The organism is Dactylosporangium sp. NPDC006015, from assembly GCF_040614215.1.
Lineage (GTDB): Bacteria > Actinomycetota > Actinomycetes > Mycobacteriales > Micromonosporaceae > Dactylosporangium > Dactylosporangium maewongense.
Genome location: NZ_JBEXUD010000032.1, coordinates 1 through 19807 on the forward strand (window position 1 = coordinate 1; position 19807 = coordinate 19807).

The window sequence follows — 19807 nt, forward strand, 5'->3', positions numbered from 1 at the left end:
CTTTGCATGGTGGTTCCACCCTCCGGGTGATCGAGGTGCACGATGGGCGATCGGGCGGGCGAGGCGGGCGCCGCCGGCGCGGCGGCCGGGGTGACGGGCGCGGCGGGCTGGGCGAGCGGCGCCGAGACCGGTCCGGCGGCCGTGGCGAACGCCGGTGCCGGCAGGTGCGCCACCGACCGCAGCGCCCCCTCGGCCACCACCAGCTCCGGCTGGTCGAGCACCGTCGGTGCGATCCCCGTCGCCTGATGCAGCATGGTGGCGATCAGCGGCATCCGCGTCCCGCCGCCGACCAGGAACACCGCGCCGACCTGCTCCGGCGCGACCCGCGCCTCCCGCATGCACTGCGTGGTGATCCGGATGGTGTCGGCGAGCCGCGGCCGGGCCAGCTCCTCGAACTGCTCGCGGGTGACGAGGACGTCCTGGTCGACCAGCGGCACGAGCAGCGCCGCCGAGGACTGGGCGGACAGCGCCTCCTTCACCTCCGACGCATCCTGCCACAGCGTCCGGAACGCCCGGCTCTCCGCGGTCGTGCTCGGATTGCGCAGCCGCCGCCACTCGTCCGGGGCGGTGCGGCCGACGATGTCACCGACGATCGACAGCACGATCTCGTCCAGGTCCAGGCCGCCGAAGTCGTCGAGGCCGCGGAACGACAGCGGCTCGAACGTCTCCGGGCCGCGGCGCACCACCGACACGTCGAACGTGCCCGCGCCCAGGTCGTAGACCACCAGGCAGCCACCCTGGGGCAGCTCGCGGCCGAGCACGGTCGCGAAATACGTCGCTGCGGCCGTCGGCTCCGGCAGCAGCGTCACCTCGGGCAGGCCGGCGTGCCGGGCGGCGTCGAGCAGCACGGACTGGCGGGCGGGGCCCCACTCGACCGGGCAGGTGATGACGACCCTCGCCGGTGGCTCCGACAGTGCCCGCACGGCCTCCTGCCAGACCCGGCCGAGGGTCGCGCCGACGAGCGTCACGATCGGCACCGGCTGCTCGCCGAGCAGCAGCTCCAGGTCGTCGACGCGGCGCTTCGGATTTGGCTCATAGGCCTGCGGGACCAGCCGCGCCTTGCGCTGCGCCGCCCGGCCCGTCAGCAGCCGGCCGTCGTCGTCGACGCAGACGGCGGAGGGCAGCAGCGGGGAGCTGTCGAACAGCAGCGGCCGCACCCGGCCGTCCGGCCAGGACAACATGGCCACGGTGTTGGAGGTGCCGTAGTCGATGGCCAGCCATGACTGTGCTTGCGGGTACGCCACGGGGCAGAGCTTAAGGGAGCCCTACGACGATTTCGGGACGGAAGATCACGACGTCCGGACGGTTTCATCGGCCGAACGACCCATCGTTTTCAGTCAGTGCACGTCACGGCCGGGTGTACTTCCGGCGCGCCGAATTGGGTGCTCGTCGCGGCGTTCACCGCGCCGCGATGTCGAGCAGTTCCGCCGCCACGGCGGTCGGGGTGCGGCCGAGCCACAAGGCGTGCAGCGGGCGGGACAGGTGCAGGCCCGCCACCCGGAGCTCGACCAGGTCGCCGGCGGCGACGGCGGGCGCGGCGGCGCGGGCGCTGATCACGCCGACGCCGCCGCCCGCGCGGACCGTGGCGAGGATCGTCGTGGTCGAGCCGAGGCTGATGGCGTGCGGCAGTACAGGAGGGAAGCCGAGCGCCTGTTCGAGCGCGTTCAGGAAGGTGTCGCGGGTGCCGGAGCCCGGTTCCCGCAGCAGGAGCGGCTGGTCGGCGAGGTCGCTGGGCCGCAGCTCGCGCCAGGCGTGCGCGGCGAGCGGGTAGCTGGCGGCGACGACCAGGGCGAGCCGGTCCTCACCGACGGCGCGGGAGCCGAGGTCCGCGGGGATGTCGGGCGACTCGACGAAGCCGAGATCGGCCACACCGCGGCGGACGGCCTCGACGACGCCCTGGCTGTTCGCCACGTCGGCGGCGATGTCGAGGCCGGGATGGGTGCGGCGCAGGCTCAACAGCCAGCCCGGCAGCAGGTGCTCGGCCACGGTGAGGCTCGCCGACAGGCGCAGCCGCGCCTGCCGGTCGGCGCGCAGGGTCAGCACGCCGTCGGCGAGGGCGTGCGCGGCGTCGATGACGCCGTGCGACCAGGCGACGACCGCCTCGCCGGCGGGGGTGAGCAGGCTTCCCCGCCGGGAGCGCACCAGCAGGGACACGCCGAGGCGGCGCTCCAGCTTCGCCAGCCGCGCGCTCGCGCTGGGCTGGGTGATCCCGTGCGCCTGCGCCGCGCGCCCGACGCTGCCGGTCTCGGCGACGGAGACCAGGAGGTCGAGCGCCGGCAGGTCGTTCATCCAGGGCGGCAGCGGCATCGTGCGCAGTCTGTCACAGCCGCTCTCCGGCCGGGCCGTCATCCGGTAGGGCCGGGCCGTCATCCGGTGAGCAGGTGCTGCAGCCCGAGGCTGGTCACGCTGACCGCGACCCAGAGGATGAGGCCGAGCAGCAGCGGCCGGACACCGGCCCGGCGCATGGCCGCCACGTCGGCGGACAGGCCCACCCCGGCGAGGGCGATCGCGATGCACAGCAGCGCCAGCCGGTGCAGCGCCTCCTGCCCCTCGGCCGGGATCAGGCCGCCGGTGTTCAGCGCGGCGACGCCGAGGAACGCGATCAGGAACCACGGGACGAGGGAGGCCGCCAGACGCGCCTTCGACGTCCGCACGGGCTCCTCACGGCGGCGGGTCCAGGCGGTCACGGCGAGCACCACCGGAATGATCATCAGCGTCCGGGCCAGCTTGACGACGACCGCGTACCGGTCCGCGTCGCCGCCGAAGGCGCCCGCGGCGGCCACCACCGAGCTGGTGTCGTTGACCGCCGTGCCCGCGAACAGCCCGAACGCGTGCGGGCTCAGGCCGAGCGCGTGGCCGAGCGGCGGGAAGACCAGCACGGCGGCGACGTTGAACACGAAGATCGTCGAGATGGCGTACGCCACGTCGCCGCCCTTCGCCCGCAGCGCGGGGGTGGTGGCCGCGATGGCGGAGGCGCCGCAGATGCCCGTGCCGACACCGATCAGCGTGCGCAGGTCGCCGGACACCCCGAGCCGGCGGCCGGCCAGCCAGGCCAGCAGCAGGCACACCGCCAGGGTGCCGAGCATGACCGGCAGCGACCCCGCGCCGACGTGCAGCACCTCGCCGAGCGACAGCTGGGCACCCAGCAGCACGACGGACATCTGCAGGACCGGCCCCTTGGCCAGGTCCAGCCCCGGTCGCAACGCCTCGGACCGGCGCCGGGCCAGCGGGCTCAGCAGCACTCCGGCGACGACGGCGAAGACCGGCGCGCCCAGCACGGGCACCCGCGCGCCGAGCGCGGCCGCGGCCGCACCGAGCACGACGGCCGCACCGAGCCCGGCGGCGTGCACCGGCACGCGACGCCCACGAGCCTCAGCAAGAACGATCACCAACTCAGGCTCCGGCCCGGCGGAACGCTCCGGTAGCGGCCGATCCGGAACCACGGTCATAGGCATCGCCTATGACCTCGCCGGTACACCGGCCGCGTCGAGGTTGCCGGTAGCAGGCACGGTCATCGATACTTGGGTTTCCGCCGCCTTGTCATTGGAGCACCCCATGCCGAGCTGCCGGCCCCTGGCTGCCGTCCTGTCCGCCGTCGTGCTCGCGACGCTGACCACCACCGTGGCGACCGTCGCGACACCGTCCCAGGCCGCCACCGCCGGGCCGAAGACCGTCATCGCCAACCTGTTCGAGTGGAACTGGACCTCGGTCGCGTCCGAGTGCTCCGCGTTCCTCGGGCCGCGCGGCTACGGCTACGTCCAGGTCTCCCCGCCGCAGGAGCACGTGCGGGGCCAGGAGTGGTGGGTCGCGTACCAGCCGGTCAGCTACCGCATCGAGTCGCGCAAGGGCACCCGGGCGCAGTTCCAGTCGATGGTCAGCGCCTGCCACGCGGCCGGGGTCAAGGTCATCGTCGACGCGGTCGTGAACCACATGGCCAACACCGACAAGAGCGGCCCGGGCTGGGCCGGATCCGCCTGGACGCACTACGACTACCCCGGCACGTACCAGACCCAGGACTTCCATCACTGTGGGCGCAACGGCAACGACGACATCGTCAACTACAACGACCGCTACGAGGTGCAGAACTGCGAGCTGGCGAACCTGGCCGACCTCGACACCGGCGCCACCTATGTGCGTGACCGGCTCGCCGGCTACCTCAACGACCTGCTGTCGCTGGGCGTCGACGGCTTCCGGATGGACGCCAGCAAGCACATGCCCGCCGCCGACATCGCCGCACTGAAGGCCCGGCTGTCCCGGTCCGTGTACATGGTGCAGGAGGTCATCTACGGCGCGGGCGAGCCGATCACCCCGCAGGAGTACACCGGCAACGGCGACGTGCACGAGTTCCGGTACGGCAAGGACCTCGCCCGCGTGTTCCGCAACGAGCGGCTCGCGTACCTCTCCAACTTCGGCGAAGGCTGGGGGTACATCCCGAGCAACGTCGCCAACGTGTTCGTCGACAACCACGACACCCAGCGCGACGTCCCCGGCACCCTGACCTACCGCGACAACGGCATCTACGCCCTGGCCAACGCGTTCATGCTGGCGTGGCCGTACGGCTCCCCCACGGTGATGTCCAGCTACGAGTTCACCGACCGCAACCAGGGCCCGCCGTCGGACGCGTCCGGGCGCACCAACAACAGCACCTGCTTCACCGGCGGCTGGCGATGCGAGCACCGATGGCAGGCCATCGCCAACATGGTCGCCTTCCGCAACGCCGTCACCGGCACCGGCGTCGTCAACTGGTACGACAACGGCTTCCAGCACATCGCGTTCGGCCGTGGCAGCGCCGGCTACATCACCATCAACGACGAGGACTTCACGGTCACCGGCCGCTCGTACCGCACGAACATGCCCGCCGGCCGCTACTGCGACGTCATCCACGGCGAGAAGAGCGGCACCACCTGCACCGGCCCGGTCATCACCGTCGACGCGACCGGCTGGTTCCGCACGGACGTCGCCGCCCACGACGCCGTCGCCATCCACACCGGCGCCCGCATCTCCTGAAGGAGCTGCCTCAGTCCGACTCGCCCCGCCATACCTCGGCGAACCGGACACCCTGCTCCGAGTCCAACGCCTCGACCAGCTGCCGCGCGCAGAACATGGGTCCGTTCGGCACCTGGAGAATCCGGAATGCGACGGTGTCCGCAATCTCGGCGCCCTTGAACGCATGTCGTTCCACGTACATGACGTTTCCCCCGGAAAAGCGAACGATGTGGGAGCGTGCCTCGTCCAGCACGTCCCTCACCTGCGGCACGAACATCCAGAACTCTCCGTCATCGCAGGTCAGCTCGACGAACTGCCCGTCTGCGCCAACCACCGGCTCGACCTGACGCTTGAGCTCGGGAGTCATGGCGAGCGCCAGCGACCCCAGCCAGAGCAGTCCGGTCGGCTGCAGCCGACCGCCCCGCTCGGTGACGTCGATCAGCCGGACCCGGATTCGAGCAGGACCCGGCGGTGGCGGAGCAGTACGGCGCCGACTTCCGCTCACTGTTCACCTCGTGGGCCCATGTCGCGTCCGCGCAGGTCATCACCGAAGCGAGGCAGGTTCTGGGCTTCTAAGAGGTCCGCCGGAATTCCTGGAAGCCGGTAAACCGGATGCCCGCCCGCCGTTGACCTAGAGGTCGGCCGAGATTCGATCCATGACGTTGCCGGCGAGCGCGTCTATCTGGAAGGCCGTAACCGGCTTCTCAAAATCGCGAATACCGTCGCGAAGCAGGATGCCCATTGCCTGGGCCTCCTCCAGCGAAAGCGACGGCGTAAGCCATCGCACCCATTCGACAAGTTGGCGGATGTCGTACGTGAACAGACCGCGGTCGACGGCAGCGCGCCGAGCGACGCATGCGATGGCCCGAGACAGGCGCTGAAGCGGCCGGTCGTACTCGGCCAACCAGAACTCCAGCTCCGAACCCGCGTCGTCACCGTCGGACAAGCGCACCGACCCGATCCCGGCGGCGGCGCCGGAGGTCCCGACTCGCGGCGACGCATCGATTGCCAGGTGGACGCGCGAAGCCGCCCCGGGATCGTCCACGAACACGCACACCCGGTGGCGGCCGGGGCCGCCGATCCGCCGGGAGTAGAACACGGTCTTGTCCGTGTCGAACACGTGCACGAACGTTGTGGGAAACTCCAGAACAGCGTCCACCACGAGCGTGCCAGCCTTGATGCCGACCTGACTCCAGAAAGCAACACGGACCGGTGCTATCTGTGCGCGGACTCTGAGCAGGATCTGCGTCGACGACGCAACCGCGGCGGCACCGCTTTCCAGCTTCAGCGTCTCAGGCTCGGGGTGCACTCCGATCATCAGTTCCGGATGGCTCAGGTACGCCTCGATCGCACCGTCCAACATGCTATGACCCTATGTCCTGGATGTGCCAAGGCTCGTCCTTGATGATGCCGTAAGCCACCGTCGCGGTGGGGGATCCACAGATGCGGGTCCCCCGCCGCCGTTGTGGTGTCTCAGACCTCCACCCGTCCCGAGGTGGGACGACGGCCGGTCACAGCCAGTGGATGTCCCAGTCGGGCGATTCGCCCATGGGTTCACCCCGGATCGGCACCGGTGTGTGGCTGCCGTCGCGAGCGAGTCGCTGCCACTGGCCGGAGGTAGTGCGGATGATGAAGTCCTTGCCGTCCGGGGACAGGGCGGCCGCGTACACGAAGGTCTGCGACGCGGGCATGACCTGCTCGAGTGAGACCACGGCCTGCGTCTTCAGGTCGAAGGTCGCGATGGCCAGCACGCCGAACGGCTGGGTCTTGTCGGCGTCCTGCTCGTCGGAGCTCGCAACACAGAAGAACCGGATGTCGTCGATCGCCTGCTTACAGAAGTACCGGAACCGCGGGCCGCTGACCTCGCGCAGATCCGCGGCCGTGACCCGCAGACCGCTGAGTTGCACGGTCCCGGTGCCGGACCGGCCGGTCATCGTGAGCTTGGCCGGGTGGATCGCGGCGACCGGCTCCTCCTGCCGCAGCGTCTGTGCCGCGGCGGGGTCGAGGGTGAACCACGGATTGGTGTCGGTGACCTTCGAGTCCGGGTCGCGCGTGGTCTCGATGCGGAACCGGCCCTCGCGGAACGTGGCGTGGTCGAAGCAGAGCCCGGCGGGCTGCGGGTGCTCCTTCTCCAGCGCGAACGTCTGACCGGTCCAGCGGTACACCTGCAGCTTGCAGCGCCGCAGCCCGACGGCGGTGGTCCCTCCGGGCGCGACGGTGAGGCGGCCGGGGTGCTCGCCGCCGGACACTGCTGCCTGGTGCAGCACGCGACCGTTGGACGGGTCGAAGACGCCGACCGTGCCATCGAGCTCGTCGTACCAGGTGATTCCCGACGGCAGGCGGGACGGTCCGGCGGCCTGAGACGGTGATGTCGATGGGCGGCCCTCGGGCGACGGTTCGGTGTCGCAGCCGGCGGTGAACAACGTTATGGCGACCAGGACCGCGGTCCCGGAGGTGAAGCGGTTCGGAAACATGCCAGGCACAGTGGCACGGCGCGTCAAGGCCAGGACGCGCGGTGATGAGCGGGCGCATCGGACCGGCGCTCGTGTGCGCCGAATTCCCTGTCGGCCGGTAAACCGGATGCCCGCCCGCCGTTGACCTAACTGGTAGGGAGGTGTCCATGCCGAGAGAACCTGTGCCGCCGCCAGAGTTCGACGACTATTTCGCCGCGCGCCGTGACGCCGTGCGCCGCACCGCGTTTCTGCTGTGCGGCGACTGGCACTGGGCCGACGATCTGACCCAGGCCGCGTTCATGCGCCTGGCGGTGAGCTGGGGCCGTGTCCAGGACCACGGTGCCCTGGACGCGTTCGTCCGCACGTGCCTGGTGCGGGCGTACCTGTCCGAGACCCGCCGCGCCTGGCGGCGCCGCGAGCTGACGCACGCCGAGGTCCCCGACCAGCCGGCCGGACCCGACGACGCCGAGCGGTCCGCGGCGCGGGCGGCGTTCACGGCCGCGCTGGGGCAGCTGCCACCGCGGCAGCGGGCGGTGCTGGTGTGCCGCTACTACCAGGACCTGTCGGTGGCCGCGACGGCCGAGGCGCTGCGGTGCTCCGAGGGGACCGTGAAGAGCCACGCGGCGCGGGCGCTCGCCCGGCTCAAGGAACTCCTCGGCGACGACGAAGGGGTGCGCCATGACATCTCTGCGTGAACGCTTCGACGACGCGGCCACCACGGCACCGCCGAGCCGGCTGTCGAGCCGGGCGGTGTACGCCGCCGCGTGGCGGCGCCGACGCGCCCGGCAGCGGTGGGCGGCCGCGGCCGCCGGCGGTCTCACCGCGCTCGTCGTGGCGGTGGTGGTGGCCGTGGCCGGCAGCGGGGCGCCGCAGTCCGGCCCGGCCGGCACGGAAAGTCCACGGCCGTCGGCGCCCGGCACCACGGCCGTCCCCGCAGTGGGGATTCAAGGGCCGGTGGCGGGCGAGGGCAAGCACCTGTACGTGCAGTGGGCGCCGTTCCAGTGCGAGAACATGTCGAAGTACGGCTGCCCCGGCCGGCTGCTCGGCTCCGACGACAACGGCGCCACCTGGACGGAGCGGTACAGCGGCATCGTCGACGACATCTCCGCACCCGCGCCCGGCGTGGTCCTGGCCCACTTCGACGGCGAGTCCGTCGACGTCAAGCACGTCAGCACCGACGGGGGGCGGACGTGGAAGCTGGTGCGGCCGGTGGAAGGCACGGTGGGCACGGTGCCGGCCGGCGGCTGGGCGACCTGCACGGACGAGCGCAGGGAGCAGGATTACACCGGCCCGTACCGGTGCGGCCTGCGGGGCGTCGACCCGCGGACCGGCGAGGCCCGGACGCTGGCGAACCAGCCCGACATACGGCCGGACACGGTGCTGTCCACGCCGGTCGGCGCCGGGCTGTGGGTCGGCGGGACGGCCCCGGACGGCCGTCTCGGCCTCGCGGTCAGCCACGACGGCGGCCAGACCTGGCGCACGCGCGTGTTCGCCGAGTCCGACCCGGCCGACCCGGGCATCGTCTCGGTCGCGACCGTCGACGGCACCAGCGCCTACGCCGTCGTCACGACCGGCCAGCCGCGCCGGGTGCTGATGTACCGCACCACCGACGGCGGCCAGACCTGGACGACCGCCGATCCGGAGCACACGGTGCCGTACAAGGACCACGGCCAGGACACGTACCTCGCCGCCGACGGCACCCACGTGATCCGCACGGTGCACGACAAGCTCGCCGAGTGGTACGCCGGCAAGGGCGGCACATACCGGGCGCCCGCGCCGGTGACCGGCCTCGCCGACCACGACGGGTTCTGGCCGGTCCTGACCACGGCCCCCGGCCGTTACCTGACCAACGACCTGACGGCGCTGTACACGTCGCCGGACGGGCTGCACTGGACCCGGCTTCCGGTGGCGGTGCCGCCCGGCTGAAGGCCCGGCTCCCGTAACACCCGGCCGGGTTCACGTCCGCGGGCGGCCGATGGCGGTCAGCGTGGCGCCGGTCAGGACCGAGGCGACGCCGAGCAGCAGCATCCAGGTCAGGGCGAGGCCGGTCACCGGCAGGCCGGCGCCCACCGCCTGGACCGTCACCGTGAACGCCAGCGTGTGTGTCACGCCCGACCGGTCCACGCCCAGCGCCACCACCGTGTGCTCGCCGGCCGCCAGGCTCGCCGGCACCGTCACCGGCTGGCGCACGTCGCCTTGCGCGTCGGCCACCGCGGTGGCCAGCAGCGCCGGCGCCGAATAGATCGCGATGGTGACCGTCGAGTGGGGGGCGAAGCCGTGACCGACGACGGTGACCTCCTGGCCCGGGGTGGCGGTGTGGATGTCGCCCTGGTCGGTGGTGAGGGTCGCGTCGGGGGCCGGGGTGCTGGCCGGCACGGGTGGCGACGTCGCGGTCGCCGCGTTGGTGACCGCCGGCGCCGAGTCGCGGCCGAAGGTGCCCTCCGCGACGATCTTCACGGTGTACGAGGTACCCGCGACCGCGCCCAGCACACAACTGGTGTCGGTGGCCTTGGCGTGGCACGTGGCGGGTCCCGGGTCCGCGGTCAGCAGGTAGCCGCCGACGCCTGAGCCTGCCGCGGGCGGGGTCCACTGCACGGTGATCGAGGCGGCGCCGCCGGTCGCGGTCGCCGTCGGGGCGTCCGGTGCGGCGCTCGGCGTCGCGGCGACCGGCTGGCTCGGGTCCGAGTCCACGGCTCCCGACGCGTATACCTTGATCGTGTAGGCGGTGGCGTTGGTCAGGCCGTGGATGACGCAGGTGAGGGCCGGGGCGGTGGCCTGGCAGTCCGACGCCGGGCTGCTGGAGCCGGCCGGATACGCGGCCGCGTGGTAGGTGTCCGCGGTCGCGGGCAGGCCGGCGGTCCACGTGACGGTGACCTGCCCGTCGCCCGCTTCCGCGCTCGTGATGGTGGGGATGCCCGGCGCGGCGACCACGGTGAACGGGGCCGACCCGTCGGACGGGCTGCCCGTGCCGGCGGCGTTCACCGCGGTCACCCGGGCCCGGTAGCCGGCGCCGGCGTCGAGGCCGCCGACGTCGCACGGGCTCGCGGTGGGGCCGGCACAGTCGCCGCTGGTGACGGCGGTGTACGCGCCGCCGCCCTTGGAGAGCTCGACGGTGAAGCGCGCCGCGGGGGTGGCGCTGCTGGTCGGGTAGGTCCACGCGACGCGCAGCTTGCGGTCGCCGGCGACGGTCAGCACCGGCGTGCCGGGCGCCAGCGGGCCGGCGACGGCGGTGACCTCGGCCGACGGGACGGACTGGTTGCCTTCCATGGCCGACGCCACGGCGGAGATCTTGAACCGGTACGCCTGGCCGGGGGTCAGCCCGGTGACGGTGCACGGGCTGCTCACCGGCGTTCCGGCACACGTGCCCGAGCCGGCCGCGGTGTACGGGCCGCCGCTGGACACGTACACCTTGAACCCGCTGACGCTGCCGGACGGGCCGGTCCAGGCCACGGTAACGGTGCCCGACCCGGTGACGGTGACAGCGCCCGGCGTCGGCGCCGACGGTGCGGCCACGGCGGTGACGGCGGTCGACGGGTCCGACGCGGGCCCGCTGCCGGCGGCGTTGACCGCCACGATCTTGAACTGGTAGCTGCCGCCGCCGGTGAGGCCGGTGACGGTGCAGCCGCTGGTGACGGTGCCGGCCGTGCAGGTGCCGGCGGTGGCCGCGGTGTACGAGCCGCCGCCGAGCGACACCAGCACCTGGAAGTTGGTCGTGGGCCCGCTCGCGGTGGCCGGGTCGGTCCAGGTGACGGTGAGGGTGCCGTCGCCGGTCACGGAGGCCGCGGCGCCGGTCGGGGCGGCCGGCGGGCCGATGGCGGTGACGCTGACCGGGCTCGACGGCGAACCTTCCGCGCCGCTCAGCACGCTGGCGACGGTGAAGTAGTAGACCGTGCCCGGGGCGAGGCCGCCGACCGTGCAGGCCGTGCCGGTGACGCCGGAGCAGCTGCCGGAGGTCACGGCGGCGTACGACCCGCCGCTGCTGAGGCTCTGGTAGACGACGTAGGAGTCGGCGCCGCCGCTGGGCGCGTCCCAGTCGAGCGCGACGTCGCCGGTGCCAGCGGCGACCTCGGCGGTCACGTTGTCGGGCTCGGGCGGGCCGAGGGTGGTGAAGGAGATCGAGCCCGCACCGTAGTTGTCGTCGCTGGCGAAGGTGGACGGCGAGTCCTCCCGGGCGGGGTCGACGTAGCTGCTCCCGCCGCCGCCCGGGCCGCCCTCGGCCGACGGGTTGGCGGTGGCGCCGCCTCCCCCGCCGCCGTAGTAGCCGCCGCCACCGCCGCTGCCGCTCTTCGAGCCGCTCGGGCCGCCGTTGCCGCCGTAGCCGAGGGTGCCCGCGCCACCCGGGGACGCGGCGCCGAATGCCGCGCCGCCCGCGCCGCCGGCGCTCTGGGTGCCGCCACCGCCCGGGGACGCGAAGCCGCTGCCCGCCGTGTTCGACGGGAAGGCCGGCGACGGGGGCTTGCCGCCACCGCCGCCGGGATAGACCGTCCCGCCGCCGCCACCGCCGGCGATCACGGTGCGGTCGCTCAACCCGCAGGAGTCCGTGGCGGCGCAGGTACCTTGGCGGATGTCGGAGGCGTCGCCGCCGGCGCCGCCGCCCGGCGCGGACAGGCCGCCACCGTTCCAGCCCGCGGTGCCGCCGACCATGACCTGGATCTTGTTGCCCAGCCCGGCGGGGGTCGTGATGACGGCGGTGACGGTGCCGCCGCCACCGCCCACACCGCCGCCGCCCTGGGAGCCCTTCACCACGACCTGCAGCTTCGTGGTGCCGGCCGGGATGGTGTACGTCTGCACCGCGCCCGTATAGGTGAACGTCGTGGTGGCGGCGTAGGCCGGCGTCGCCGAGACGGCAACGAGACCGCCCGTTCCGAGCGCGGCAGCCAGGACCGCCGCAGCCTGTCGGACGAACTTCATGCACCACTCCAGACACCTAAGGTAATCGCACAGTAACGCTACGCATCCACGCGGGAGGCCCTTCGGCACAATCCGGGCGTCATCACGACGGGGTCGAGCGGCGAGCAGGGCGGGCGTCGACGCCCCGGACCGCCTGGCGCGGCGGCACCGGCGCGGCTGGCACGATGTGCTCGTGACCGGCCGGGAGCTACGGGAAGCGGGGTACCTCCTGCTCGGCGCCGTCTTCGGGGTGTTCTGGGCGGCGCTGGTCGGTTCGCTCTACCTGTCGGGCATCGTCACCCGGTTCGCGCCGGTGACCGTGGTGCTGCTGCTCGCCGCCCACCTGTTGCTGCGGCCGATCGGGCGGTTCGAGCGGCTCCTGGCCCGGGTCCTGCTGGGGCAGGACGTGGCGGCGCCGGCGCCGATCGGGTTCCGGCGCGCGGTGTATCCGCGGCACCCGCGGTGGCGGCGGCTGGCCGACCCGTTGCGGTGGACGGCCGCGGCGGTCCGCGACCCGCACAGCTGGCGGGTGCTGGCATGGACGCTGGTCCGTGCCGTCAGCGGGCCGCTCGGCGCCGCCGTCGTGCTGCTGTACGCCGCCTCGCCGTTGCTCGTGCTCTGGCCGCTGGTCGCGCTGGCGGACCGCATGAGCGACCGGATCGAGGTCGGTGCTGCCGGGACGGCCTGGTCGCTGCTCGGCCCGGTCGCGTTCGTCGCGGCGGTGCCGGTGCTGCGCGGCTCGCTGCGGGCCCTCGCGGGATGGCACCGCCGCCTCGCGGTCTGGGCGCTCGGCCCCGGCCGCAAGGAGGTCGAGGCCGCCGTGCTGGCCCGCGCCGTACGGGCCGAGGAACAGGTACGCATCGACCAGGAGCTGCACGACAGCATCGGCCATCTCCTGTCCATGATCGTGGTGCAGGCCGGGGCGGGCGCGCACGTGTTCGACCGTGACCCCGCCTTCGCCCGGGCCGCACTCGCCACGATCGAGGAGCGCGGGCGGGCCGCCCTCGGCGAGCTGGACCGCATCATCGCCGGCATCCGCGGGCACGGGCCCGACGCCCTCGCGCCGCTGCCGGGCGCCGGGGACCTCACGGCGCTGCTGGACGGCGCGGCCGGCGCCGGGCTGCGGGTGCGGTCCCGGATCCGGCTCGGGCCGCTGCCGCCGGTCGTCGGCCGCGGCGTGTACCGGGTGCTGCAGGAGGCGCTCACCAACGCCGCCAAGCACGCCCCCGGCGGCGACGTGGACGTCGACCTCGCCGCGGACGAGCGGATCGTGGCCCTGTCGGTCGTCAACCCGCTCCGGGAATCATCGCCGGCCGCCGGCACGGGGCTCGGGCTGGCGTCGATCCGCGACCGGGTCGCGCTGCTCGGCGGGCACGCCACGGCCGGACGCACCACCGAGGGCGGGTTCGCGGTCCGCGCCGTCGTGCCGCTGGGCGCCGCCCTGCCCGACGGGCCCGCCGCCTGCCGCCTGGCCGCCGGGTGCGACTGCCTGGGCTGCGCGCTGCACCGTACGGTGTGGCGATGAGGATCGCCATCGTCGACGACGATCCGCTCGTCCGGATCGGGCTGCGGGCCATCCTGGCCTCCGAGCCCGGCTGGGAGGTCGTCGCCGAGGCCGGCGACGGGGACACCGCGGTCGCGATCGCCGCCGCCGATCCCGCGCCCGACCTGATCCTCATGGACGTGCGGATGCCCGGCACGGACGGGATCGAGGCGACCCGCCGCATCACCGCCGGCGGCACGGCGGTGCGGGTGCTGGTGCTGACGACGTTCGAGGTCGACGAGTACGTGTACCGGGCGCTGCGCGCCGGCGCCAGCGGGTTCGTGCTGAAACGGACCCCGCCAGCGCGGCTGATCGAGGCCGCGCGGGTGGTCGGCACCGGCGAGTCGCTGCTGTTCCCCGCCTCGACCCGCGGCATCATCGAGCGCTTCGCCACCCCCTCCGGCGCGGGCCTGCCGGAGCTGTCCGAACGCGAACGGGACGTCCTGCGCCTGCTGGCCCGCGGCCTGTCCAACGCCGAGATCGCCACCGAACTGTTCCTGTCCGTGCAGACCGTCAAGTCGCACGTGGCGACGCTGCTGGCGAAGCTCGGCGTCCGCGACCGCACCCAGGCCGTCGTCGCCGCCTACGAGTCCGGCTTCGTCACCCCCGGGCAGTGAACTGATTCCCTCCAGAGGACCAGCCAGGTTCCCTCCGCGGAGGGTACGACCGCCGAGCCGCCACACATACCGTCAGAACCGCCGCGCACCGGCGCGGCACTGACGCGGAAAGGCGGCACACCACCGTGACCGGGACGACCCTGCTCCCCGACCAGACGACCCGCCGTGACCGGGCCGTCCTGCTCTCCACCCTCTGGATCTTCGCGGTGCTCAACTACCTGTACTGCGACGTCCTCGGCCACATGGACTCAGCCGTGCTGACCGACCTGCTCGACGGCGAGGTCGACGGCATGCGCATCAGCCCGGGGTTCCTCCTCGGCGCCGGCTTCCTCATGCAGCTGCCGATCTGGATGGTGCTGCTGTCACGGGTGCTGCCGCAACGGGCCGCACGCTGGGCCAACATCGCCGCCGGCGCTGTGATGACCCTCGTCCAGGCGGCCTCCCTCGCCGTCGGCACACCGGCGACGTACTACGTCCTGTACAGCATCGTGGAGATCGGCTGCACCGCGTTCATCGTCTGGTACGCCTGGACCTGGCGCACGGCGACTCGCACGGCTTGAGCATGCGGGTTGACCCGGCACGCCATCATGATCGGCGTGACGGGACCGGACCTCTCCCCCGACCGCTACCTGACGCTGTTCGGTGGGCTCGACGCCGGCCTGCCGGCGCTCGCCATCGACCCACTGCTGGCCGGCGTCGACGACCTCGCCCCGCTGCGGACCCTCGCCGCCGCCCTCGCCGCCGCCGGCCGCCACCGCGACCTGCGCCGCCTGCTGCTCACCGGCACGCTCGTCAACGTCTGGTTCGAGGCGCACGAGGCCCACGACGACGTGGAAGGTTTCCTCGCCGACGTCGACCTCGCCCGCCGGCACGCCGCTGCGGAGACCGACGCCGCCCTCGCCGACGGCGGCCCGGCACCGTCACTCGTCGACGAGGTGTGGCTGGGCCTGGTCGCGGCGAGCGTCCACAGCCGCCGCGACCGCGCCTCCACGGAGGTCGCGGCCCGGCTGCGCGCGGCCGGGATCGGCACCGTCGACCGGCTGGCCCGCCGCGACACACCCAGCTGGGTGGACTACTGGCTCGAGCAGGGGCGTGCCAGCGGCGGGTACTACCGGGTGCAGATCGTCGTGGACATGCTGCCGGCTGTCCCGTCCGGCGACCGCCCGGCCCTGATCGCCGATACCCTCGAGCACACGCTCGCGTTCCGGCCCCCCGTGCCTGACCCCGACCGGCTGTCGGACGACGAGAACCACTGGCGCGGCGCCGCGATCGCCGACCTGGCCCCGCACCTGGATCCGGGCCAGGCCTCGGCCGCGCTGAACGCCCTCGCCACCGTCGAGAACCCCGACTTCTACGAGGCCCTGGCGTGGGCCGCGCTCGTGCCGGTACTACCGCCCGACCGACGCGACGAGGTCATCGCCCGGGCACTGTCGGTGGCCGCCACGATCTTCAGCGCCGGGCACCGCGGCGAGGCTCTCGCGGCCGTCGCCCCGCACCTGGACGCCGCGCAACTGCGGCGGGCCGTCGAGGCGGCCGCCGACTTCGACTGGCTCTACAAGGCCGAGGCGCTGACGCCGCTCGTGCCGCACCTGCCCGCCGAGCATCTCGCCGGGGTGCTCGCGTTCGCCGTCGGCCACCCTTTCGAGACTCCCCGGGCCGCGCTGCTCGCAGCCCTTGCCCCGCGGCTGCCGGACCGGCTGCTGCCGCACGCGTTCGCCGCCGCCAAGGCCATGACGTACCCGGAGCCGCGCGCCAGGGCCCTGACCGCGCTCGTGCCGCACCTGCCGGAAACGGTCCGCGCTGCCGCCGTCCGGCGAGCTTTGGACGCCGCCGCCACCAGCCCGGGGTGGCAGCGCGTCCGCACCCTGACCGGCCTCGCCGCCCACCTGCCGGACCGGCTCACCGACCGGGCCCTCGACATCGCCTCGGCCATCGCCGACGAACAGGAGCGCGCGGCCGCCCTCGCCGGGCTCGCCCCGCACCTGCCGGCGCGGCACGTCGACGCCGCGCTCGCCGCGGCGACCGCGATCCACGACGAGGAGCACCGCGCCTGCGCGCTGGAGGCCCTGGTCGCCCACCTGCCGGCCGATCGGGCCGCCCAGGGCCTCGCCACCGTGCCGACCCTGCACAGCCCGGCGCTGCGCGCCCGGGTCTGGACCGCGCTGGCGCCACGCCTCCCGGCCGGCATGCGCGCGGTGATCCTCCGCCGCGCGGTGGCCGCCGCCACGGCCGTCGGCGACCACGACTGGCGGGCCCGCGCCCTGACCGCACTCGCCCCGACCGCTCTCCGCCGGGCAACCGGCGCCCCAGACCGAGACCCCGGCGCCCGCGGCCAGGAACACGGCGTCCCCGGCCGCGACGACGTGACGGCCGATGGGGTGTTGGACGCCGTGCGCGGCATCGTGTCGGCCTCGGCGCGGGCACAGGCGCTCGTCGGGGTCGCGCCGCATCTGCCCCCGGACCGACTCGGCGACGTGCTCGACATCGCCGCGACGATCACCGACCCGCGGGTCCGGGCGGAGGCCCTCGCCGGGCTCGCGCCGCATCTGCCCGCGCAGCAGTGCCGGGACGCCGTCGCCGTGGCGGCCCTCGCCGCGGACCGGGGCGCGCGGGGGCAGGCGTTGGCGGGCCTCACTCCGTATCTGCCCGAAGACGACCGCGCCGCAGCCCTCGACCTCACGCTCGACATCGCCGAGGCCGAACCGAAGCACCGGGCCCGGATTCTCGTCGCCCTCGGGCACGCGACGGCGGCAGGCACGTTGCCGCCGCACGTGGCAGACCGGGCGCTGCGACTCGCCGCCGCGGTCGTCAACCACTACCAACGGGCGGACGCCCTGGCCGCACTCGCGCCGCACGGCCGGGACGCGCAGCCGGGCCCGCCCGCGGCCGCCGCCGGCACCCCCACCGAACAGGCGGACCTGCTCGACCGGGCAGTCGACAGCGCACTACTCATCGACGACGAGCAATCCCGGGCCCGAGAGCTCGGCCGCCTCGCACCGCGCCTGCCCGCGCACCGCCGCGACCATGTGCTGCGGGCGGCGACCGGGATGTCCGGCGCGTACCCGCGGGCTCTCGCCCTGACCTGGCTCGCGCCCCACCTGCCGGCACCCGCCCGCGACGCCGCCGTCGCCGGCGCTCTCGCGGCCGCGGCCGAGGTCGACCACCTCAAACTCCGGGTGAGTGCCCTCAGCCGGCTGCTGCCCGTCCTTCCGGAGCACCAGCGCGTCGAGACCGGCGCCCAGGCCTTGGACGCCGCCGAGGCGATCGCCACCGAACCAGACACCGTCCGCGATCGGGCAGGGCAGCCCGGACAGGCCCGGGCAAACGCCGTCGCCGAGATCGCCCCGCACCTGCCGGCGGCGCTGCTGCCCCGGGCCGCCACCGCGGCGGCCGGCACCGCCGGCGACCCACACAGCGACCACGCCGCGCACGCGATGCTGGCGGTCGCCCGCCGGGCCCGCCAGTGTCTCGACGCACAACCCGGTGCCGCGACCGTCCGGACCGCCGTGCTCGTCCTGCGGACCGGCCTCGACGCCCAGGACCGGCGCATCGGCCTCGCCGCCATCACCGGCCTCGCCGGAGCCATCGAGACGCTCGCCGGGACCAGCCCCGCGGCAGCCGTTCTCGGTACCGCCGCATGGTGGGCCTGACCGCCCAGCGACTCCAGCTGCGGTCGGGCGGAAACCGGCCCGGTCGCCGCCGGGCCGGTGACACCCGGCCGCCTCAGTTGCTCAGGTTGATCGGCGGCGGGTTGTAGGGCGGGTTGGTGTCGGGGTCGGTGTTGTCCTCCGGCCCGTACACCCGCAGCATGATGTTGAACGGGGCGTCGGACACCGGCAGCCAGTTCGCCGCGGGTGCGTTCGCGGGCTGGTTGCGTCCGATGTACACGGTGATCGAGAGCTTGAGGATCTCGGTCGCGCCGGCCTTCGGGCAGACGAGGTAGTTCTGCAGCGTGGTCATCCGCACCGACGTGCGGAACTCCTCCGCCAGGTCGGTCTGGTCGACGCCGGCGGCGGAGTACTTGTCGGCACGCAGGTTCCAGATCGTGACCGGGAACGGCACCGACACCGGCGGGATAGCGAGTAGGTGGCGTCGGTCGATGGGATCGTCAGGATCACCGGGCCGTTGCGCAGGTCCACGAACGCCGACGAGTACAGCGTGTCGTCGTCGATCGCGACCACCGACCGATACTCCGGGCCCATCCCGTCGGGTCCGACGAGCGTGTTCGCGCCGTGCTTGCTCCACAGGAACGTCTGCTTCCGGCAGCGACGGATCCGTGGCACGCTGACGGCGGAGGTGGGTGCCGTGGTCGCTGACCGGATGCGCTGGCGCAGACGGATCGAGCAACTGGACCCGGCGCGCGACCACGAGGAGATCTACCGGATCTCCGCCGGTCACGAGTTCCCCTGGGACTACACGAGGGCGCTCGAGTTCGCGTTGTTCCGCACGTACTGCGTGCCGTCGATCTCGGCCCTGCTCGACGCGACCGGCGAGTTCCGGGACCGGCCGCAGCGCCGCTACGACGACACGCAGCTGCTCATGGCGGAGCTGGCCGCGCACGGCTACGACTCGCCGCGAGGCAGGGAGGCGCTGCGGGTCATCAACCGCGCCCACGGCCGGTATGCCATCGACAACGACGACATGCGGTATGTGCTGGCCACGTTCGTCTACGACCCGATCGACTGGCTGGACCGCTTCGGCTGGCGGCCGCTCACCGAGCACGAGCGCCTCGCCGCGTTCCACTTCTACCGCCAGGTCGGGCTGCGCATGGCGATCCGCGACATCCCGTCGGACTTCGAGGAGTTCCGGGCGTTCAAGCGCGACTACGAGGCGGCCAACTTCCGCTACAGCGACGCCAACGCCCGGGTCGGGCAGTACACGGTCGGGCTGTTCGCGAGCTGGTTCCCGGCGCCGCTGCGGCCGATGGCCCGCCTGGGGGTCCGCGCGATGCTGGACCCGCCGATGCTCGCCGCGTTCGGCTTCCGCCCCGCCCCACGCTGGCTGACCGCCCTGTCCGGGGCGACGCTGCGGGCCCGGGCGGCGGCGGTGCGGCTGCTCCTGCCGCCCCGACGGGTGTCGAAGCTGGGAACGTCACCCCGCAACCGCACCTACCCGGGCTACCCGACCGGGTACCGCCCGGCCGACCTCGGCGCCCCCGCCCCGCCGGCGTCGCTGGACGAGCGGTGGCTGCGCCGGGACCCGGCACCCGAGCCGCAGTAGCGGCTCGCCGCCGCACTTGCCGTGGCGGCCCGCACCCGTTCAGTCCTCCGGTTCCGGGAACAGCCCGGGGATGACCGCCTCGCGTGAGTAGTCGGCGA

Annotated in this window: 17 protein-coding genes; 8 read left to right on the top strand and 9 right to left on the bottom strand. The window is 73.7% G+C overall.

Going from position 1 to position 19807, the window contains the following annotated elements; all coding sequences use genetic code 11:
• The 3 genes from ABZ321_RS39665 to ABZ321_RS39675 form a co-directional block, all read right to left on the bottom strand.
• Positions 1-1244 (bottom strand): Hsp70 family protein (locus ABZ321_RS39665; RefSeq protein ID WP_354900701.1); only part of this gene is annotated, 1244 nt, incomplete at its 3' end.
• A gap of 154 nt (positions 1245-1398) precedes the next feature.
• Positions 1399-2307 carry a LysR family transcriptional regulator gene (locus ABZ321_RS39670; protein ID WP_344500353.1) on the bottom strand — a complete coding sequence of 303 codons (909 nt, stop codon included), beginning with the start codon at positions 2305-2307 and terminating at the stop codon, positions 1399-1401.
• Positions 2308-2366: 59 nt separating this feature from the next.
• Positions 2367-3389 (bottom strand): putative sulfate exporter family transporter, encoded by a 1023-nt coding sequence (locus tag ABZ321_RS39675; protein WP_354900703.1) that lies wholly within the window; start codon positions 3387-3389, stop codon positions 2367-2369.
• A gap of 166 nt (positions 3390-3555) precedes the next feature.
• Between ABZ321_RS39675 and ABZ321_RS39680 the strand changes: the two genes are divergently transcribed.
• Positions 3556-5007, top strand: coding sequence for an alpha-amylase family protein (locus tag ABZ321_RS39680; RefSeq protein ID WP_354900705.1), 1452 nt, complete (start codon positions 3556-3558; stop codon positions 5005-5007).
• Positions 5008-5017: 10 nt separating this feature from the next.
• Here ABZ321_RS39680 and ABZ321_RS39685 read toward each other — a convergent pair whose 3' ends face one another.
• From ABZ321_RS39685 to ABZ321_RS39695, 3 genes are all read right to left on the bottom strand, one after another.
• On the bottom strand, positions 5018-5491 hold the full coding sequence (locus ABZ321_RS39685; RefSeq protein ID WP_344500347.1) for a hypothetical protein: 474 nt from the start codon (positions 5489-5491) through the stop codon (positions 5018-5020).
• A gap of 126 nt (positions 5492-5617) precedes the next feature.
• Positions 5618-6349: a hypothetical protein gene (locus ABZ321_RS39690; protein WP_344500345.1), complete on the bottom strand. Its 732-nt coding sequence runs from the start codon at positions 6347-6349 to the stop codon at positions 5618-5620.
• A 148-nt stretch (positions 6350-6497) separates the two neighbouring features.
• Complete coding sequence (locus tag ABZ321_RS39695) at positions 6498-7460, bottom strand: hypothetical protein (protein ID WP_354900708.1); 963 nt, start codon at positions 7458-7460, stop codon at positions 6498-6500.
• Between the two features lie 146 nt (positions 7461-7606).
• On the opposite strand from ABZ321_RS39695, the gene ABZ321_RS39700 reads away from it, so the two are divergent.
• On the top strand, positions 7607-8134 hold the full coding sequence (locus tag ABZ321_RS39700; RefSeq protein WP_344500341.1) for a SigE family RNA polymerase sigma factor: 528 nt from the start codon (positions 7607-7609) through the stop codon (positions 8132-8134).
• Complete coding sequence (locus tag ABZ321_RS39705) at positions 8118-9365, top strand: hypothetical protein (RefSeq protein ID WP_354900710.1); 1248 nt, start codon at positions 8118-8120, stop codon at positions 9363-9365. Before ABZ321_RS39700 ends, ABZ321_RS39705 begins: the two co-directional genes overlap by 17 nt.
• Positions 9366-9395: 30 nt before the next feature.
• Here ABZ321_RS39705 and ABZ321_RS39710 read toward each other — a convergent pair whose 3' ends face one another.
• Positions 9396-12350: a fibronectin type III domain-containing protein gene (locus ABZ321_RS39710; RefSeq protein WP_354900712.1), complete on the bottom strand. Its 2955-nt coding sequence runs from the start codon at positions 12348-12350 to the stop codon at positions 9396-9398.
• A 172-nt stretch (positions 12351-12522) separates the two neighbouring features.
• Between ABZ321_RS39710 and ABZ321_RS39715 the strand changes: the two genes are divergently transcribed.
• The 4 genes from ABZ321_RS39715 (at position 12523) to ABZ321_RS39730 (ending at position 18139) form a co-directional block, all read left to right on the top strand.
• The gene (locus ABZ321_RS39715; protein WP_354900714.1) at positions 12523-13854 is read left to right on the top strand and encodes a histidine kinase; all 1332 of its coding nucleotides are present in this window, start codon (positions 12523-12525) and stop codon (positions 13852-13854) included.
• Positions 13851-14489 carry a response regulator transcription factor gene (locus ABZ321_RS39720; protein WP_344500333.1) on the top strand — a complete coding sequence of 213 codons (639 nt, stop codon included), beginning with the start codon at positions 13851-13853 and terminating at the stop codon, positions 14487-14489. The genes ABZ321_RS39715 and ABZ321_RS39720 overlap by 4 nt, the downstream gene beginning before the upstream one ends.
• Before the next feature lie 125 nt (positions 14490-14614).
• Positions 14615-15049, top strand: a complete 435-nt coding sequence (locus tag ABZ321_RS39725) for a DUF6326 family protein (RefSeq protein ID WP_354900716.1) — start codon at positions 14615-14617, stop codon at positions 15047-15049.
• 36 nt (positions 15050-15085) lie between these two features.
• Positions 15086-18139: a hypothetical protein gene (locus ABZ321_RS39730; protein WP_354900718.1), complete on the top strand. Its 3054-nt coding sequence runs from the start codon at positions 15086-15088 to the stop codon at positions 18137-18139.
• Between the two features lie 73 nt (positions 18140-18212).
• Here the strand turns inward: ABZ321_RS39730 and ABZ321_RS39735 are convergent, their stop codons facing one another.
• Positions 18213-18557 carry a DUF1214 domain-containing protein gene (locus ABZ321_RS39735; protein ID WP_354900720.1) on the bottom strand — a complete coding sequence of 115 codons (345 nt, stop codon included), beginning with the start codon at positions 18555-18557 and terminating at the stop codon, positions 18213-18215.
• Positions 18446-18691 (bottom strand): DUF1254 domain-containing protein, encoded by a 246-nt coding sequence (locus ABZ321_RS39740; protein WP_354900869.1) that lies wholly within the window; start codon positions 18689-18691, stop codon positions 18446-18448. Before ABZ321_RS39740 ends, ABZ321_RS39735 begins: the two co-directional genes overlap by 112 nt.
• A gap of 103 nt (positions 18692-18794) precedes the next feature.
• Between ABZ321_RS39740 and ABZ321_RS39745 the strand changes: the two genes are divergently transcribed.
• Positions 18795-19709, top strand: a complete 915-nt coding sequence (locus ABZ321_RS39745; protein ID WP_354900722.1) for an oxygenase MpaB family protein — start codon at positions 18795-18797, stop codon at positions 19707-19709.
• Positions 19710-19807 lie beyond the last annotated feature (98 nt).

Excerpts from the sequence above, each read along its gene's own strand:
- ABZ321_RS39690 (WP_344500345.1), bottom strand. The coding sequence starts at position 6,349 with ATGTTGGACGGTGCGATCGAGGCGTACCTGAGCCATCCGGAACTGATG.
- ABZ321_RS39740 (WP_354900869.1), bottom strand. The coding sequence starts at position 18,691 with ATGGGCCCGGAGTATCGGTCGGTGGTCGCGATCGACGACGACACGCTG.
- ABZ321_RS39670 (WP_344500353.1), bottom strand. The coding sequence starts at position 2,307 with ATGCCGCTGCCGCCCTGGATGAACGACCTGCCGGCGCTCGACCTCCTG.
- ABZ321_RS39705 (WP_354900710.1), top strand. The coding sequence starts at position 8,118 with ATGACATCTCTGCGTGAACGCTTCGACGACGCGGCCACCACGGCACCG.
- ABZ321_RS39680 (WP_354900705.1), top strand. The coding sequence starts at position 3,556 with ATGCCGAGCTGCCGGCCCCTGGCTGCCGTCCTGTCCGCCGTCGTGCTC.
- ABZ321_RS39700 (WP_344500341.1), top strand. The coding sequence starts at position 7,607 with ATGCCGAGAGAACCTGTGCCGCCGCCAGAGTTCGACGACTATTTCGCC.
- ABZ321_RS39710 (WP_354900712.1), bottom strand. The coding sequence starts at position 12,350 with ATGAAGTTCGTCCGACAGGCTGCGGCGGTCCTGGCTGCCGCGCTCGGA.
- ABZ321_RS39720 (WP_344500333.1), top strand. The coding sequence starts at position 13,851 with ATGAGGATCGCCATCGTCGACGACGATCCGCTCGTCCGGATCGGGCTG.
- ABZ321_RS39695 (WP_354900708.1), bottom strand. The coding sequence starts at position 7,460 with ATGTTTCCGAACCGCTTCACCTCCGGGACCGCGGTCCTGGTCGCCATA.